Genomic DNA, 16,467 nt, shown 5'->3' on the forward strand with positions numbered 1-16,467 from the left:
GCCCTCCTCCCGCCACGACTCGAGAGAGACACACGATGACGCACCGCGCGCCCGTACGCCGCCGACACACAGTGGGATCCGGTCTCGCCGCGACTGCGATGGCCGTGGGTGCCTGGGGGCTGGTGACCTGCGCGTCCGTCCTCGTCGCTCCCGCGGCGTCCGCTGCCCCGACATCGGTGAACGACGAACCGAACACGGCGGCGGAGAAGGTCGCCGAGAGCAGGCGTCGCGACGAACTGTCGCAGAAGGAGCGCGCGGCAGAGGACGCGGAACGCGAACGCCAGGAGAAGGAAGCGAAGCAGGCAGCCGACGACCTCGCGGCGCAGGAAGCCGACGAGCGGAGGGAGCGGCGAGAGGACCAGGCCGCAGCCGTGCAGAACGGCACCGCGCCGGCGCCGGCACCGTTCGTCTTCCAGCTTCCGCCGCTCCCGTTCGAGATCCCCGGCGTCACGCCGCCCGCCCCGACGGTCACGGCACCCGAGCCGGTCGCGCCGCCGGTCGACACGGCACCGCCGCCCCCCGCGCCGCCCCCGGCTCCGGTGGTGGACGACGTCGCCGACGTCGTCGAGGTCGAGGAGGCTCCCGAGCCGACGCCGGCCGTCACGGCACCTGCCGCACCGGCACCGGTTCCCGAGCCGGACCCCGCACCGTCGCGCCCCGACCCGGCACCGGGTCCCGGCCCCGCGCCGCTCCCCGCCACTCCCCAGGTGCAGTCCGGTGGTCATGGGCCGCACACCGGCCCCGATCCGGATCGCGACCCGATCGATCCTCCGTCGCCGCCTCCCGGTGACGACGACGAGCCCCGTCAGCCGTCGCCGAGAGCTGCGACGATGAGCAACCCGGCTCCGCCGTCGGTGAGCAACCCGGCTCCGCCGTCGGCGAGCGACACCGCGCCGCAGTCGGTGCAGCCGTCCGGAGAAGGTCGGCACGCGGCACCCGACCCGGGCTGGACGAATCCCGTTCCCGGACGCTGACCCGTCACCGACGAAGTACGAGAATGCCGTTCACGTCGGAGACGACCGAGTAACCGTCCGCGAGAGCTGCACTGATCGCCGTGTTGTCGCCCGACTCGTCCTTGGGCCACCCGGCGGGCCGGCCGATGTTCACGACGATCCAGTCCGGTGTCGTGGAATCGGTCTCCCGCTGCGGGAACACCGAGACGGGGTGGTCGGACACGAACTGCGGGACCAGGTTGTTGGAGGCCGACACGCGGTCCCCTGGCGGTATGGATGCCGACACGGCTCTCGCGGTGGTCACCTGCGGGTCGACGCGCCACCCGTCGGCGTCGGCGAGCCGAGCCAGCGGCTGGAAGGGCAGCGCGACCAGAGCGACGGCGGCGACGGCGGCGAGCACCACTCTCTGGGCACGCGGTGACAGGTGCATGTCACGCCGACCGCGGATGAGTGCATCGATCAACGCGGCGAACAGGATCGGCATCAGGATCGCGTTGTAATGGAAGATCGGCCTCCAGAAATTGGTGTTGTCGCTGAGGAACCGCCATGCGACGGTGGGTACTGCCACCAGCGTCAACGGTGACCGCAGTGCTGCGAAGCCGGTGACGGCCAACAGCAGCAGCACGGTCGCGGCGCGCGAGTCCCCGCTGACGAGACCGTGTGTGGTGTCGGCGATGCCCTCACCGAGGGGCGGAAGTTTCGAGCCCTGACCGTAGGCGTCGTCGGCGCTCAGCAGCGGTATGACCACCGTGATGGCCAGCACGATCCACGCCGCGCCCCACGCGGCCGTCGCCAGGCCCAGAATCCGTGTGCGGCCCGTGGTCCACCAGGCGATCAGGGCGCCGATCACGATGACGGTCAGCCCCATGTCCTCCTTGACGAAGACGAGCGGGAGCGTCCACGCCACCGCGGCACGCCAGTGCCCCTGGCCGAGCGCTGCCATGGCGAAGGCCAGCATCGGGACGCCGAAGGCGATCTCGTGGAAGTCGAAGTTCAGTGCCGACTGCAGGCCCCACGACAGTCCGTAGCCGAGGGCCACCACGATGCCCGCGACGGTGCCGAGGCTGCGGCACGCCCACCGGGAGAGGGGCACGACACCCACGGCGAACAGGACGCCCTGGGCGATCAGCAGGGTCTCGGGGACAGGGGCGAGTCGGTAGAAGGGCGCGAGCAGTGCGGTGATCGGAGAGAAGTGATCACCGAGCGTGTTGTAGCCCGTGCCCAGCAGATCCGACGTCGGCGCGTCGAGGCGTGCGTACGAGGCGATCTGTTGCACGAAGATGCCGAGGTCGAAACCGGAGGTGCGCAGCTGGTGCTGACCGACGACGGACAGTGCGCTGTAGAGCGGGGCGAGAAGGAGGAAGGCGATCGCCGGGACCGCGATGTCCGCGCGGCGGGCGCGACGCAGCATCTCCTGCGGTCGGCGCGCCCCGCCGGACGGGGCGGCCGCTGCAGTCTCCGCAGAAGGTCTGGTTGCCGTCACAGGAGATAATTTCTACACGAACTTCGTGTGATCAGGCTGTGAACGCGAGGTGCGGCCGCCCCGGCTCAGCACGTCAGCGGCTCACCGCCTTGGTGTAGCGGTGGATGGCGAACGGTACGAAGACGATCAGGATGAGGATCGACCATCCCACCGTCGCGAGCACCGGGTGCTGGAGTGGCCACGCGTCCGGAGGCGGCATCGTCGGGTTCGTGTTCCCGAACAGCACCCGGCTCGCCTGCGTGATGGCGGAGACAGGATTCCACTCGGCGATGGGTTGCAGGATCCCGGGCAGATCCTGACTCTGCACGAACGTGTTGGCGATGAACGTCAGCGGGAAGATGACGATGAAGCTGGCGTTGTTGAACACCTCGGGCGTCCGGATCCACAGTCCGATCACCGCCATCACCCAGGACAGTGCGTAGGCGAAGAGCAGCAGCAGCCCGAATCCCGCCGCGGCCTCCCAGAACGACGACCGGATGCGCCAGCCGACCAGCAGACCGGTCAGGGACATCACGACCAGGCTGATGACGTTGATGACGATGTCGCTGCTGGTCCGTCCGACGAGCACCGCGGACGGAGCCATGGGCAGGGAGCGGAAGCGGTCGATGATGCCCTTCTGCATGTCCTCCGCGAGCCCGAGGCCGGTCCACGTGGACCCGAAGATGACGGTCTGCGCGAAGATGCCGGCGATGAGGAACTCGCGGTAGGACATGCCGGGGATCTCGATGGCCGACCCGAAGATGTACGCGAAGACCAGGACGAACATGATCGGCGACAGCAGCGTGAAGACGATGAGGTCGGGGACGCGCTTGATCTTGATGAGGTTGCGTCGGGCGATGGTCGCGCCGTCGCTCAGCGCCGTGGTGGGTGAGTTCATCGGGCCGTCTCCTGTCCGCTGGGCTGCTGATCGGCCGCGTCGGGCCGGGTCGACGTCTGGCCGGTGAGAGTGAGGAAGACATCGTCGAGGCTGGGCTTGCCCAGCGAGGCGTCGGCAGGGGTGACGCCGTTCTCGCGGAGCAGGACCAGCGCGTCGACGAACGTGGTGGTCCCGTCGTCCGCACCGACCGTGAGCCGCCGGGACGCGGCATCGGAGGTGACCTGACCCGGTGCGAAACGCTCCATGACGCCCTGCGCCGTCGTCAGATCGCCGTCCGTGTCGAAGGCGAACTCCAGCCTGGCTCCGCCCACTCGCGACTTCAGTTCGTCGGCGGTGCCGCGCTCGATGACGCGACCACGATCGATCACCGCGATCTCGTCGGCCAGCTGATCCGCTTCCTCGAGGTACTGGGTGGTGAGGAGCAGGGTCGTCCCGCCCTGCACCAGTTCCTCGATCACCGACCACAGCTCGAGGCGGGCACGAGGATCGAGCCCGGTGGTGGGCTCGTCGAGGAAGAGGACCGGTGGATCGGCGACGAGGGCGCCCGCCAGGTCCAGGCGTCGGCGCATCCCACCCGAGTAGCCCTTGACCGGCCGGTCGGCCGCCTCGACGAGGTCGAACCGTTCGAGCAGTTCACGTGCCCGATCACGGCTGCGCTTCTTCCCGAGGTGGTACAGCCGGCCGACCATGTCGAGGTTCTCGAAGCCCGTCAGATACTCGTCCACCGCGGAGTACTGCCCCGAGACGCCGATGCGTGAGCGGAGTTCCGCCGCGTCGGCGACGACGTCGAGGCCCGCCACCCGTGCGGTGCCGGCGTCGGCCCGCAGCAGTGTGGTGAGCACGCGGATGGTGGTGGTCTTCCCGGCTCCGTTGGGCCCGAGCAGTGCCATGACCGTGCCCTCGGGCACCTCGAGATCGAGACCGTCGAGTGCGTCGACGCCCCCGTACCGTTTGACGAGGCCGACCGCGCTGATGGCGGTGGCACCCGAACTGCGTGAGGCCATGAGACTTCCCTTCCGGACGTGACACGACGATGCGCCCGTCGGATGTGACTCGGCCGAGCGTCGGAACTCATCACAGCACGCAGGTACGACACGGTCGGGTTTCCGCGGAGTCCGCATCGGCTACTCCCTGTGCAGGTGACGCGCGGCCCGACTCGGTCGGCGCGCACGGCTCATGAAGAGGGGTACAACGTGTCCGAGTACGACTACGTCATCGTCGGTGGAGGAATGGTGGCCGACAACGCCGCCAAGGGGATCCGCGAGCACGACGAGAACGGCACCATCCTCGTCGTCGGCTCCGACGTCGACGGTCCCTACACCCGCCCCGCGCTGAGCAAGAAGTTGTGGACCGACGCGGAGTTCACCACCGACGAGGTGCCGTTGGGCACCGAGGAGACGGGTGCGACGCTGGTGCTGTCGACGACGGTCACGTCGATCGATCGCGACGCCCGCACGGTGACCACCGACAAGGGGGACACCCACCACTACGGATCGCTGTTGCTGGCGACCGGGGCGACCCCGACGACGCTGGACCTGCGTCCGTCCGAGCGGGTCGTCTACTTCCGCACCTTCGCGGACTACCGGCGCCTGCGGGCGTTGGCGACGGAGGGCACCCACATCGTCGTGGTGGGCGGTGGTTACATCGGCACCGAGATCGCCGCGGCGCTCGCGCAGAACAAGGTCACCGTCACCCTGGTGAGCAGTGACGACGTGGTGGGCGGCCACATGTTCCCCGCGGACCTCGCGTCGGTGTTCCAGCAGGACTTCGAGGACCACGGCGTCACGGTCCGCACGGGTGTGAAGGTCGACTCCGGTGCGCAGCATGGCAATGCGGTGTCGCTGACCCTCAGCGACGGTTCCACGATCGATGCCGACGCGGTGGTCTTCGGGCTCGGCGTGACGCCGAACACCGACCTCGCGGAGCAGTCGGGGCTCGACGTCGACAACGGCATCGTGGTCGACGAGTTCCTGCGCACGGCGGACGAGCACGTCTACGCCGCGGGCGACGTCGCCAACTACCCCGACGCGATCCTGGGCCGTCGTCGCATCGAGCACGTGGACAACGCCAACAGCATGGGAAAGACGGTCGGCAAGATCATGGCCGGCTCCACCGAGCCGTACACGTACACGCCGTACTTCTACTCCGACGTGTTCGACAACGGTTACCAGGCGGTGGGCACGATGAGCACCGACCTCAGAACGGTCGAGGACTGGAAGACGCCCGGCAAGGAGGGTGTCGTGTACTACCTCGACGACGACTCCGTGCTGCGCGGTGTGCTGATGTGGAACGTGTGGGAAGGACTCGACACCGCGCGCGAGATGCTGAAGAGCGGCGAGAAGCGCGACGACGAGTCCCTGCTCGGCGCGATCTGACGACCACCCTCACCCCGCCGCGTCGGCGGGGTGAGGGCGTCTCAGTACTGCACCAACGGGTCCGCGCGCCGCAGGTCCTCCACCGAGACCGCGCGGCCCGCGGCGTCGGCGAGGGGAACGCGCCAGTTCCGATACTGGGTCTCGTCGGTTCCCGGCTGGTTCTGGATGCGGTGCTCGCCGACCATGTCCACCAGTGCCACTCCGATGAGCAGGGACGGGCTGCACTGGATCAGCCGGTACAGCGCCGCGACCGTCTCCCCGGTGGACGCACCGTCCGCGAGCAGGCCACGCTCGCGCGCGAGGTCCAGTACGGACTCACGCTGTTTCTCGTCCTGCGCACGCTCCTCGTCGACGGCTCTCTCGAGGAGGCCGAGCCGCGATCGCAGATCGATGTGCTCACCCGCCAGGTACCCGGCGGTGGGCGGCAGGTCGTGGGTGGTCACCGAGGTCAGGCACAGCTCGCGGTACTTTTCCGGGGCGATGGGGCCGTCGTCGTCCCGCTCGAACCACAGGATGGACGTGCCCAGCACGCCCCGCTCGGCCAGGTAGTCCTGAACGACGGGTTCGAAGACGCCGAGGTCCTCACCGATGACCACGGCGCCGGCCAGTTCCGCCTCGAGCGCGAGGATGCCGATGAGCGCCTCGTGGTCGTACGTGACATAGGTGCCGCCCGCGGGAGTCTCGGCATCGGTGGGGATCCACCAGAGCCGGAACAGTCCGAGGATGTGGTCGACCCGCAGCCCGCCCGCGTGCTTGAGCACGGTGCGCAGCATGTCGCGATACGGTGCGTACCCGAGTTCGGCCAGCCGGTCGGGCCGCCAGGGTGGCTGGTTCCACTGCTGCCCTTGCTGATTGAAGTCGTCCGGGGGAGCGCCGACGGTCACGCCCTCGGCCAGTGCGGAACCCAGGGACCAGGCGTCGGCACCCGAGAGCTGCACTCCCACAGCCAGATCGTGCACGACACCGATGGCCATTCCGGCCCGGTGCGCGGTGGCCTGGGCCTCGGCCAGTTGCTCGTCGCAGATCCACTGGAGCCAGCTGTGGAACTCGATGCGATGCGCGAGTTTCGCCTGCTGCCGCTGGACCCACGGCGTGCCGGGGGCGGCGGCCTTCGTCTGCCATCGCGTGTCGTCCGGCGACAGCTTCTCCGTCAGTGCGCACCACGTGGCGAAGTTGTGCAGGCCCACGCCCTCCGCGGCGCGGAACTCGTCGAACGCGGCCTGGCGGGACGCGCTCCGCGGAACGAGGAAGATCGCTTCGAGCGCACGGAGTTTCGCGCGCAGAGACTTGTCCCTGTCCAGATCGTCCGTGCGACCGTCGGCGCGGTGCAGTCGGCGTGCGGTGTCGCGGATGCGGGCATACCTGTCGCGCGGCAGCATCGCTGTCTCACGGATGTTCTCGACGCGGATGTAGAGCGGATTGAAGAATCGACGGGTGGTCGGCAGATAGGGCGAGGCCTCGATCGGTGGCCGCGGCGCCGCGGCGTGCAACGGATTGACCAGGACGTAGTCCGCTCCGTGCTCGCCGCCCAGGATCGCCGCCATGTCGGCCAGATCGGCCAGATCGCCGATGCCCCACGACTGTGCGGACCGGATGGAGTAGAGCTGCGCCAGCACGCCCCATCGTTGACGATCGGACAGTGCCTCGGCGGTGGACAGACGGGCCGGCGTGACGACCAGCGTGCACGACGCCTCGAGACCGTCGTCCCCCTCCGCGCGCAGCGTGTGCCATCCGAGCGGGAGATCGACCGGGACGGCGAACGTGGCTCGGCCGACGAGGGCGCCGTCGATCTCGCGGGGGTCGACCCAGACGTCCTGCTGAGCCGCCTCGCGCGTGCCGCCGTCCTCGAGCTCGACGGTGACCGTCACGGACGTCCCGTGCGGCACGTGGACGGGAACGTGGTGGTCCTTGCCGGACGTGACCACGACGACCGCTGGCACGGTGCGCCGCCAGGGTGCCTCGTCGTGATCCACGATCGCGGTCTCGATGTCGTCGTCGCTGTCGACGGGCACGTCGAGCGCCGTCAGGACCGAGCGGAGGGTGGATTCACCGACGTCGCGGCGGGCCTTGTCCCACCCCTCGTACGACGTGGCGACGCCGTGGAGCCCGGCGAGGTGGCGTAGTCGTTCGATGTTCGTCACGCTTCGATGGTAGTGCCGCGCGGGGGTGGCCGCGGACGTGAGAACCGTGTCCCGACTCGATCTGGAACACTGGTGGCACCTGCAGAATCGGTGGGGGAGGTGGAGAACGGTGACGAGTGACCCCGCGGACAACCGTGCCCGTCGAGCGGACACCGTGCGGACCATCGCCGAGTCGACGCGCATCGAGTCGGACCGGTCCGGACGCGCTCACGAGCCGCTGTCCGACCGCGCCGCGCTGCTCGTCGCACTGGGTCGTCTCGACGAGGAGACGCGCGGCATCGCGCTCGCGCGCCTGCGCGCCGGCCGGAAGTTCCCCGCACTGGGCGGATTCGGCACCCTGCGGCTGATCACGGAGGAGCTGCACTGGATCGACGGTCGCACGGCCGTACTGCGCACCGGGCCCACGCGCCTGGCTCTGCTGCAACGGCACGTGCTGCTCGAACGTCGACTGGGGTCGTACCGCACGCGGTTCGTGATGAGTTCCGGTCACTACGCGTCGGGGGTCCGCGCGATCCGCCGGGAGCGGCGCGAGGGCATCCACCTCGACGTCGACCAGCGCACCGCCCTCTTCGAGGCGTTGCGGCACACGCCGACTCCGCTCGGTGTCGGACCGGGTCCACTCTCGCGAGCCCGAGGGATCCTCGGCGGCGCCGCGGCGGAGCGCCTCGACACGCTGCACGCGCGGGGCGCCGACGTCGTCCGCACCCTCGCGGGCACAGACGCGGATCGGTTCGCCGATCGCTACGACACCCTGCTGTTCCTCGCCGGGATGTACCACGACCGGATCCTCTCCTCGCGGATCTGGCGCTCGGACCTGTTCGCGGTGGCCCGGGCGCAGCTCGACCCGGGAACCGAACTGGTGCAGATCGCGGTGGACGTGGTCGCACTCGCCCAGTTGGACGCGGAACTCACCGCGGCCTTCGAGGCGCAGGGGGACACGGTGGACGAGGAGGGTCGACGCGAGGTGCTCGTGCGCCGAGCCGATCTCATCCCGGTGTGGGATCAGGTGATCGACCGGGTCGCAGCGTTGTCACGCGTGGTCGACGAGATCGCGGTGGCGGAGATCGAGCACCGGAGCCTGGACGCCGTGCAGCGCACCGTGGGCCTCGACCAGCGCATCGACGATCTCATCTCCCGGTCCGGTACGCGGGAGATCTCGGCCGACAACACCCATTCGGTGTCCGATCAGATCTCGCGGGACACGCTCTGACGTGCGCCCGTGCCTTCGTCCTGTTTGGAACGAGTCGGATCGGTGAAAGCACGGTAGTACGCGATCGACCTCTGAGCGCGTGACCCGCGCCGGAAGGACGACCTCCATGCCAGCAGTACTCGAACGCGCCCGTATCGTCGCGCCACCGGGATGGAGCCGCTGGCTCATTCCGCCGGCCGCCCTCGCGATTCATCTCGCGATCGGCCAGGCTTACGCGTGGAGCGTGTTCAAGGCCGCCATCTCCTCCGACACCGCCATGGGACTGAGCGGGACGATGACCGCGATCCCGTTCCAGCTGGCCATCGTCATGCTCGGCCTCTCCGCAGCCGTGCTCGGGACGAAGGTGGAGACGCACGGTCCGCGGTGGGCCATGACGATGTCGCTCCTCTTCTTCTGCTCCGGGCTGCTCATCTCCGCCCTCGGCATGAGCCTCGACCAGTTCTGGTTGGTGATCGTCGGATACGGACTCGTCGGCGGCATCGGCCTCGGCATCGGGTACATCTCCCCGGTCTCCACGCTGATCAAGTGGTTCCCCGATCGCCCGGGCATGGCGACGGGTATCGCGATCATGGGATTCGGCGGCGGCGCCCTGGTGGCCTCGCCCCTGACCACCAAACTCCTGTCCGCGTACGGCGGCAACACCGATGCCTCGATCGCCACGACGTTCCTCACGCTCGGCCTCGGCTACGCCGTCTTCATGGCGCTCGGCGTCGTGCTGATCCGGGTTCCCGCCGACGACTGGAAGCCGGCCGGGTGGACGCCACCGCAGACCCCGGCGGGTCAGCACACCGCACGCGTGTCCGCGGCGAACGCCGTCAAGACCCCGCAGTTCTGGTTGCTGTGGATCGTGTTGTGCTTCAACGTCACCGCCGGCATCGGTATCCTCGAGCGCGCCGCGGGCATCTACACCGACTTCTTTCCCGACCCCACCGCCCCGGAATCCGTGGTGGCAGCGGCCGCGGGCTTCGTCGCGTTCCTCTCGCTGACGAACATGCTCGGCCGGTTCGTGTGGTCGTCGGTGTCCGACCTGGTGGGTCGCAAGAACATCTATCGTCTCTACCTCGGTGTGGGCGCGCTTCTCTATCTGTACATCTCGCTCTTCACGAACACGAACAAGGTCCTGTTCCTCGTCAGCGCGATGGTCATCCTGTCGTTCTACGGTGCAGGCTTCGCCACGGCGCCCGCCTACCTGCGTGACCTGTTCGGCACCTATCAGGTCGGTGCCATCCACGGACGACTGTTGACGGCCTGGTCGGTCGCGGGCGTGCTCGGACCACTGATCGTCAACGCAATCGCCGACCTCGGCGAGGAGGGAACCACCGGACGGTACGTTCCCGCGTTCGTGACGATGATCGTCCTGCTCTCCATCGGCTTCGTCGCGAACGAACTGATCAAGCCCGTGGATCCGAAGTACTCGGAGCCGGACCCGGAGGCGACGACGCCGGGCACTGCGACCGACGAGGGTACGAACGACAAGAACGAGGCGACGGTATGAGCGAGACGAAGCAGGGCGCGCGTGTGCCCGTCGTGGTGGTGTCCTGGCTGTGGGTCGGGGTTCCCTTCGCCTGGGGTGTCTACGAGCTGATCCTCAAGGCCAAGAACCTCTTCGGTGCGTGATCGGAGCGTCGATCTCTGGCCTCGCCCGCCTGTGCTTCCGCGCCCCGTGATCATGGACCAGCGGTGGGAACGCCTCGTGTTCCTGCACTGGCGTGTCGCCCCGGACGTCGTCGCGCCGTTGCTGCCTCGCGGCATCGTCCCCGACACGATGAACGGGTACACCTATGTCGGACTGATCGGCTTCGAGATGGTGGGGGCCGGGTTGGGGTACGGCCGACCGGTACCGCGACTCGGAACCTTCGGCGAGATCAACGTGCGGCTCTACAGCCGCGACGGTGACGGTCGCCGAGGGGTCGTGTTCCGTTCTCTCGACGCCACCCGTGCCGCAGTGGTGCTGGCCACGAACGCGGTGGGGGTGCCGTATCGCTGGTCGCACATCGACATCGTCGACGACGGTGATCCTCGGAACCGGGTCGTCGGCTACCGCTCTCGGCGACTGGCACCGCCGCACCGTGGTGCGACGACCGACTTCACCGTGTCCCCCGGCGACACCGACATGTCCGACGATCCGATGTCGGTGTTCCTCACCGCTCGGTGGGGGATGCACACGTCCGTCGCGGGCCGACCCGTCTTCGTCCCCAACACCCACCGCCGGTGGCCGCTGCGCGCGGCGACCCTGGTGCGCTGCGACGACCAGCTCATGGCCGCGGCGGGCGTGGGGGACCTGGCCGCCCGCCCGCCGGACTCCGTGCTGTATTCCGACGGTGTGCGAACGCAGTTCGGGCGTCCCTACGCCGCGACACCGGTACGCGACTAGATCAGTCCGTGGCGCGGCGGGTGCGCCCCGGTGAGCGCGTACCGGCCGACGTGCTGAGTCTTCCATCGCACGGGGTCGTGGAGCGTGTGGGTCCTCGCGTCGCGCCACAGCCTGTCCAGTCGTAGAGAGGCTGCGGCACTGCGAGTTCCGCCCGCGTCGAACAGTGCCGTGGTGGCGTCGAGGGACGCACGCGCCGAGGCGACCTTGGCCGCTGCCGTCGCGATGGAGGCCGCGGCGGCGCTGTCCGTTGTGAGCTCGCGCTCGGCCACGTCGATCGCCTCGCCGGCCTCGCGCACGAGCGCCTCGGCCCCGCGCACCCCGATCTCCACCTCGCCGAACTGCTGCAGCAGCAACGGATCCCGGTCGGCCGTCGCCACGTCGGCGTCCACCGGAGGGCGAGCGACGACCACGACGTCGCGAGCGGTGTCGACGGCGGCGCGGGCGATGCCGGCATCGATGGCGGCGTGCAGCAGCTGAGCGCGCGCCCCGTAGGTGGTCGCGTCGTCGAAGAGGGCGGAGTACGGCACGAGGGAGTCGGCGGGCACCACGACGTCCGTCAGGGTCACGGTGCCGCTGGCCGTCGTGCGCTGCCCGAGCCCGTCCCAGTCGTCCTCGACGAGCACTCCGGGCGCGTCCGCCGGGATGTAGGCCAGCACCTTTCGGCTCTGATCACCCTGCTCGCCGGGGCCCGCCTGCACGCCGCGGACCACCAACCAGTGTGCGAAGAGCGCGCCCGTCGAGTAGTACTTGGTGCCGTTCAGCGACGAGGTGCCGTCCGGACGGGACGTCACCGTGGTCCGGTCGACCGCGATGGAGGGTGTGCCGCGCTCGCTCTGGGCGTTGGCGAAGCGGCGACCGGCGAGGGCCTCGGCGAAGAAGCGTCGCTGTTGCTCCGTCGATCCCTGTCGCCGCAGCGCGTCGAGGAAGGTCATGTGGCTCTGCGGTATCTGCGCGATGCTGGCGTCCCCGCGAGCGAGCGAGAGGAACACCGAGGCGAGGGTGCGCGCCGAGACCGGCCTGCCGCCGAACTCCGCGGGCACGGTGATGCCCAGCAGCCCCGACGCGGACAGCAGGTCCAGTTCCGGGCCGGGCAGCCGTCGATCGCGGTCACGTTCGATCGCGGACGGGGCGATCTTCGCCCCGAGCGCGGCGGCGACGGCCAGCGCAGCGTCGTCGTCGAGCACTGGCGGCAGGGTCTTCGGGCCGGGTTCGGTGGTCATCGGGCGGGGAGGAACGGGGTGTGGCCCGTGGCGCGTGCCGCGGCGCCGCCGGAGAACAGTCCGCGGCTGCGCAGCTGGGGGATGACACCCTCGCCGAACCAGTACAGCTCCTCGAGGTGTGGATAACCGGAGAGAACGAACTCGTCGATGCCGACGGCCGCGTACTCCGCGATGCGATCGGCCACCTCGGTGTGGCTCCCGACGAGGGCCGTTCCGGCTCCGCCGCGCACCAGGCCGACACCAGCCCACAGGTTGGGGGAGATCTCGAGTGCGCGCGGGTCCTTCCAGGACCCGGTCCTGCGGCTCTCCTCGTGCAGGGCGAGCATCGCGCGCTGGCCCACCGACTCGCTCCGCGCCAGGTTGGACTGCGCCGTCGCGACGGCGTCCTCGCCGAGCGCCTCGACGAGCGCGCCAGCCTGCTTCCAGGCCTCCTCGGACGTGTCGCGGGTGATCACATGCAGGCGGATGCCGAAGCGCACGGTGCGTCCGCGCTCGGCCGCGAGTCCGCGGATCCACTCGATCTTCTTCGCCACGGCCGTGGTCGGCTCACCCCACGTGAGATAGACGTCGGAGTGGTCCGCCGCCACCGGGCCCGCAGCGGGAGAGGAGCCGCCGAAGTACAGCGGAGGCGTGGGGTCGGGGAGGAACGGCAGCGACGCGTCCTCGACCTGGATGTGCGTGCCCTGGTGCGTCACCGACTCGCCGCGCCAGAGGCCGCGGACGATGGTGAGGAACTCGTCCGTGCGGGCGTACCGCTCGTCCTTGGACAGGTGATCGCCGTACTGACGCTGCTCGTGAGCCTCGCCCCCGGTGACGACGTTGAGCAGGAGTCGGCCCGGCGCATGGTTGCTGAACGTCGCCGACATCTGCGCCGCGAGGGTCGGGCTGATCAGACCCGGTCGGAAGGCGATGAGGAATGCGAGCTTCTCGGTCTCGCGGGCGAGCATCGCCGTGGTGAGCCACGCGTCCTCGCACCACGCGCCGGCCGGGGTGAGTGCACCGGTAAAGCCGAACTCCTCGGCCGCGCGGCCGATGGACGACAGGTACCCGATGCTCGCGCGACGATCTCCGCCCGCGGCGCCGACTCGCGTGCCGTGTCCGCCGCCGACGATCGACCTGCTGTCGCCGTAGGTGGGAAGGAACCAGTGCAGTGCGAGAGAAGAGTTGTCGAGGGTCACTCATCCCACCGTAGGACCGTCGCGGCGCCCCGAGAAGCGTTGGAATCAGGGCGATTCTTGGCGTGTCAGCCCCGTGCCACGAGGAGGGGAACGGTCATCTCGACGTCGGTCAGGGAGCCGTGATGGCCGGGCAGCGCCGACTGGTTCGGTTCGGCCCCGCGGCGGATCAGGGCGCCGTCGCCGAGGGCCAGAGCCAGGACGTCACCGATGCACGCCGCGACGTCGGGGCGCACCGACGGCCCGAACCAGCCCCGGGAGACCGCATCGTCGCGGCCCACCACCAGGTGGTCCGGACCCAGGGTCTCCCGCCAGGCATCGAGCACCGTGGCAGCGGCGCCGGCGTCGGCGAAGACGTGGCGCGCGCGGGGTTCGCCGCAGATCATCCGGACGTCGGCGGTGAGCGCGGGCGTCGCGTCGATGTCCACGCGGGTGCCGATCTGCACCATCCCGTGATCGGCGGTGACGATCAGCGCTGCGTCGAAGGGCAACTCGCCGAGGATGCCGGCGACGATGGTGTCGACCTGAGTCAGCTCGTGGCGCCACGCGTCGGAGTCCGGCCCGCGCACGTGGCCGGTGAGGTCGAGTTCGGACCAGTACGAGTAGACGAGTGACCGCTGGCCGCGCCGCAGCGCGCGCGAGGTCTCGGCGACGAGATCGCCCGCGGACACCGACGCGGAGAAGTCCCCGCCGCGCAGCACGGCGCGGGTGAGCCCGGACTCGCGCTGGTAGGACGGCGCGATGCGAGTGACGGACACCCCGTCCGCCGCGGCGCGCTCGAACACGGTGTCGCGAGGTTGGAACTGTTCCGGAACGAGCTCGGCGAGCAGATCGACGCGGGGTCCCTGACCGTGCAGACGCCAGTGCAGCGGATTCATCGGACGGTCGAAGCCGGGCACGGCGGTGAGGTAGCCGACGATGCCGTGCTCACCGGGCGTGCGTCCGGTGCCCAGTGACGCCAACGACGTCGCGGTGGTGGACGGGAACGTGGCGGTGACGACCCGCTCGGTGAGCGAGGAGAGTGTCGGCGCTGCCGAGGCGTGCGCCGCCAACTGTCGAGCTCCGAGGCCGTCGACCAGTAGTACGCAGACCCGCCGGACCCCGGACAACCCCAGCCCGACGGTGTCGGACTCACCGGGGACGCCGAGTGCGCCGAGCACCGACGGCAGAAGATCGGACAGGCTGTCGCCGCCGTAGCGCGGAGTGGTCACCACACATCGAAGGCTATCGGCAGCACCCTTCTCGTCAGTCGAAGAGGCTGTCACCGGTTCCGCCGGCGAGGTCGGTCCCGAACAGGTCGAGCTGGGAGCCGGACGACCGCGTCGGGCCGTCGACGCGGTCGGCGGCCAGACGCCGGTGGGCGGAGGTGAGGAGCGCGGAGGTGGTGCGCCAGACCCGCGCATCGAGACCGGCCGACGCGGCGACTCGCGGATCGGTGTCGTCGAGCGTGCGATCGAGGGCGGAGAGCTCGCACTCGCGCGCCACGTCCAGGAAGCGGACGACGCGCGTGCGATCGTGTCCGCACGCGTTCAGCACCTCCTCGACGTCGATGTCGGCGCCGCGCTCCCACACCGCCTCGGCGATCGCGCGCAGTGCCTCGGGAATCACCGGACCGCCGTGCTCGTCCGTCCCGTCACCCGCGTCGTACTCGGGCGTCGGTTCACCGAACGCGTCGAGGTAGGGCCGCGCCCCGAGCCCGGCCCGGAGATGCTCGGCGGCCTCGCCGGCGAACTTCTCCATGACGGCCAGCATGTCGGCCACGTGCTGCGGGACGAACGGCACCACCGTGACGTCGATGGTGGCGACGATGCGATCCTCGTCCAGCAGCACCTTGACGTGCGGCCACCGGCGATTGACGTCGTTGACGACCGACAGTGCTCGCCCCTCGTCGGTGACGCCGGCCGCGAGCGGCGCGAGGATCTGTACGAACGGCGCCTCCGGGGTGGGGCACAGGTAGAGCCAGGCCGGCCCGAGACGGAAAGGGTAGTCGCCGTCCTCGTCGGGGTGCGGCACGAACCCGAGGATGTGCAGGAGCGTCTGCTCGATGATCTCGAGACGGGCCTCGGGACCGGACGTGCGGACCGGCCGCAGCGGGTCGAACGGGACAGGGTCGGACGGCGGCGCGTCCTCGGGGTCCGTGGACGACGCGCCGAACCGGTCCTCGATCACGGGGCCGCACAGGTCGCCGTCCAGCTCGAGGAACGACGGGTGCGGGACACCCCACACCGAGTGCAGGACGCGGACAGCGGCGTCGGCGAGTTGGTCGGCGTAGCGCCGCGGGCGATCGACGAACCAGTTCACCGGCTCGTCGTCGCGGCGCGTGGTGTGAGGGAGCGACGGCGGCGGGGCGAACCCGAACTGCTCCAGCAGTGCGCGCCCTTCGGACGTCCACCGGCGGTGCTCGGCGAGGTACTCGTCCGCGAGCACCTCGCACCGGACCGTCTCGTCGTCCCATCCGTAGAACTGCAGGCAGGGCGGAACCGGATCGGAGCCGGCGTGCGGGCACGCGAGCACCAGTGAGTGTCCCGCCGGCATCCCGTCGAGGTGATCGGCGAGCAGGGTGCGGAACCGGCTCCAGGCGGCCTCGGGCGAGAGGTCGACACTGTTCAGGTCGTTCATGGGGCGACCGTAACGCGGCCCACCGACACGGTGTCGCGAG

The 16,467-nt window shown here is 69.9% G+C and carries 14 protein-coding genes; 6 read left to right on the forward strand and 8 right to left on the reverse strand.

From position 1 onward, the window contains the following. The first annotated feature begins 35 nt into the window (after positions 1–35). Positions 36–974 (forward strand): hypothetical protein, encoded by a 939-nt coding sequence (locus BR07_RS0107750; protein WP_155956964.1) that lies wholly within the window; start codon positions 36–38, stop codon positions 972–974. A 4-nt stretch (positions 975–978) separates the two neighbouring features. On the opposite strand, the gene BR07_RS23795 is transcribed toward BR07_RS0107750, so the two are convergent. The 3 genes from BR07_RS23795 to BR07_RS0107765 all read right to left on the reverse strand — a co-directional run bounded on the left by BR07_RS23795 (position 979) and on the right by BR07_RS0107765 (position 4,317). Beyond that, the gene (locus BR07_RS23795; protein ID WP_051613151.1) at positions 979–2,436 is read right to left on the reverse strand and encodes a DUF2079 domain-containing protein; all 1,458 of its coding nucleotides are present in this window, start codon (positions 2,434–2,436) and stop codon (positions 979–981) included. 73 nt (positions 2,437–2,509) lie between these two features. After that, positions 2,510–3,313 (reverse strand): ABC transporter permease, encoded by an 804-nt coding sequence (locus BR07_RS0107760; RefSeq protein WP_027504944.1) that lies wholly within the window; start codon positions 3,311–3,313, stop codon positions 2,510–2,512. After that, positions 3,310–4,317, reverse strand: a complete 1,008-nt coding sequence (locus tag BR07_RS0107765) for a daunorubicin resistance protein DrrA family ABC transporter ATP-binding protein (protein ID WP_027504945.1) — start codon at positions 4,315–4,317, stop codon at positions 3,310–3,312. The genes BR07_RS0107760 and BR07_RS0107765 overlap by 4 nt, the downstream gene beginning before the upstream one ends. 189 nt (positions 4,318–4,506) lie before the next feature. Here BR07_RS0107765 and BR07_RS0107770 point away from each other — a divergent pair, with 189 nt between their 5' ends. Beyond that, positions 4,507–5,688 (forward strand): NAD(P)/FAD-dependent oxidoreductase, encoded by a 1,182-nt coding sequence (locus BR07_RS0107770; RefSeq protein WP_027504946.1) that lies wholly within the window; start codon positions 4,507–4,509, stop codon positions 5,686–5,688. Between the two features lie 41 nt (positions 5,689–5,729). Here the strand turns inward: BR07_RS0107770 and malQ are convergent, their stop codons facing one another. Further along, positions 5,730–7,829, reverse strand: coding sequence for a 4-alpha-glucanotransferase (gene malQ, locus BR07_RS0107775; RefSeq protein WP_027504947.1), 2,100 nt, complete (start codon positions 7,827–7,829; stop codon positions 5,730–5,732). Between the two features lie 109 nt (positions 7,830–7,938). Between malQ and BR07_RS23800 the strand changes: the two genes are divergently transcribed. The 4 genes from BR07_RS23800 to BR07_RS0107795 all read left to right on the forward strand — a co-directional run bounded on the left by BR07_RS23800 (position 7,939) and on the right by BR07_RS0107795 (position 11,413). Then, positions 7,939–9,039 carry a hypothetical protein gene (locus tag BR07_RS23800; protein ID WP_155956965.1) on the forward strand — a complete coding sequence of 367 codons (1,101 nt, stop codon included), beginning with the start codon at positions 7,939–7,941 and terminating at the stop codon, positions 9,037–9,039. A gap of 106 nt (positions 9,040–9,145) precedes the next feature. Continuing rightward, positions 9,146–10,534 carry an OFA family MFS transporter gene (locus BR07_RS23805; RefSeq protein ID WP_051613185.1) on the forward strand — a complete coding sequence of 463 codons (1,389 nt, stop codon included), beginning with the start codon at positions 9,146–9,148 and terminating at the stop codon, positions 10,532–10,534. Beyond that, positions 10,531–10,656: an MFS transporter small subunit gene (locus BR07_RS27775; protein ID WP_261770158.1), complete on the forward strand. Its 126-nt coding sequence runs from the start codon at positions 10,531–10,533 to the stop codon at positions 10,654–10,656. The genes BR07_RS23805 and BR07_RS27775 overlap by 4 nt, the downstream gene beginning before the upstream one ends. Before the next feature lie 52 nt (positions 10,657–10,708). After that, positions 10,709–11,413 (forward strand): YqjF family protein, encoded by a 705-nt coding sequence (locus tag BR07_RS0107795; RefSeq protein WP_027504948.1) that lies wholly within the window; start codon positions 10,709–10,711, stop codon positions 11,411–11,413. Here BR07_RS0107795 and BR07_RS0107800 read toward each other — a convergent pair. The 4 genes from BR07_RS0107800 to BR07_RS27580 all read right to left on the reverse strand — a co-directional run bounded on the left by BR07_RS0107800 (position 11,410) and on the right by BR07_RS27580 (position 16,427). Next, positions 11,410–12,633: an SfnB family sulfur acquisition oxidoreductase gene (locus tag BR07_RS0107800; protein ID WP_051613153.1), complete on the reverse strand. Its 1,224-nt coding sequence runs from the start codon at positions 12,631–12,633 to the stop codon at positions 11,410–11,412. The two genes, BR07_RS0107795 and BR07_RS0107800, sit on opposite strands and share 4 nt — an antisense overlap. Beyond that, positions 12,630–13,811 carry an LLM class flavin-dependent oxidoreductase gene (locus tag BR07_RS0107805; RefSeq protein WP_027504950.1) on the reverse strand — a complete coding sequence of 394 codons (1,182 nt, stop codon included), beginning with the start codon at positions 13,809–13,811 and terminating at the stop codon, positions 12,630–12,632. Before BR07_RS0107805 ends, BR07_RS0107800 begins: the two co-directional genes overlap by 4 nt. Before the next feature lie 65 nt (positions 13,812–13,876). Next, positions 13,877–15,022, reverse strand: coding sequence for an alkaline phosphatase family protein (locus BR07_RS0107810; protein ID WP_027504951.1), 1,146 nt, complete (start codon positions 15,020–15,022; stop codon positions 13,877–13,879). A 31-nt stretch (positions 15,023–15,053) separates the two neighbouring features. After that, positions 15,054–16,427 (reverse strand): T3SS (YopN, CesT) and YbjN peptide-binding chaperone 1, encoded by a 1,374-nt coding sequence (locus BR07_RS27580; RefSeq protein ID WP_027504952.1) that lies wholly within the window; start codon positions 16,425–16,427, stop codon positions 15,054–15,056. Positions 16,428–16,467: the final 40 nt, after the last annotated feature.

The sequence above is a fragment of the Rhodococcus sp. UNC23MFCrub1.1 genome (genome assembly GCF_000686025.1).
Taxonomy (GTDB): Bacteria; Actinomycetota; Actinomycetes; order Mycobacteriales; family Mycobacteriaceae; genus Rhodococcoides.

Coding starts and splice junctions, on each gene's coding strand:
- BR07_RS0107760 (WP_027504944.1), bottom strand. CDS start 3,313: ATGAACTCACCCACCACGGCGCTGAGCGACGGCGCGACCATCGCCCGA.
- BR07_RS0107765 (WP_027504945.1), bottom strand. CDS start 4,317: ATGGCCTCACGCAGTTCGGGTGCCACCGCCATCAGCGCGGTCGGCCTC.
- BR07_RS23805 (WP_051613185.1), top strand. CDS start 9,146: ATGCCAGCAGTACTCGAACGCGCCCGTATCGTCGCGCCACCGGGATGG.
- BR07_RS0107750 (WP_155956964.1), top strand. CDS start 36: ATGACGCACCGCGCGCCCGTACGCCGCCGACACACAGTGGGATCCGGT.
- BR07_RS0107795 (WP_027504948.1), top strand. CDS start 10,709: ATGGACCAGCGGTGGGAACGCCTCGTGTTCCTGCACTGGCGTGTCGCC.
- BR07_RS27775 (WP_261770158.1), top strand. CDS start 10,531: ATGAGCGAGACGAAGCAGGGCGCGCGTGTGCCCGTCGTGGTGGTGTCC.
- BR07_RS0107800 (WP_051613153.1), bottom strand. CDS start 12,633: ATGACCACCGAACCCGGCCCGAAGACCCTGCCGCCAGTGCTCGACGAC.
- BR07_RS27580 (WP_027504952.1), bottom strand. CDS start 16,427: ATGAACGACCTGAACAGTGTCGACCTCTCGCCCGAGGCCGCCTGGAGC.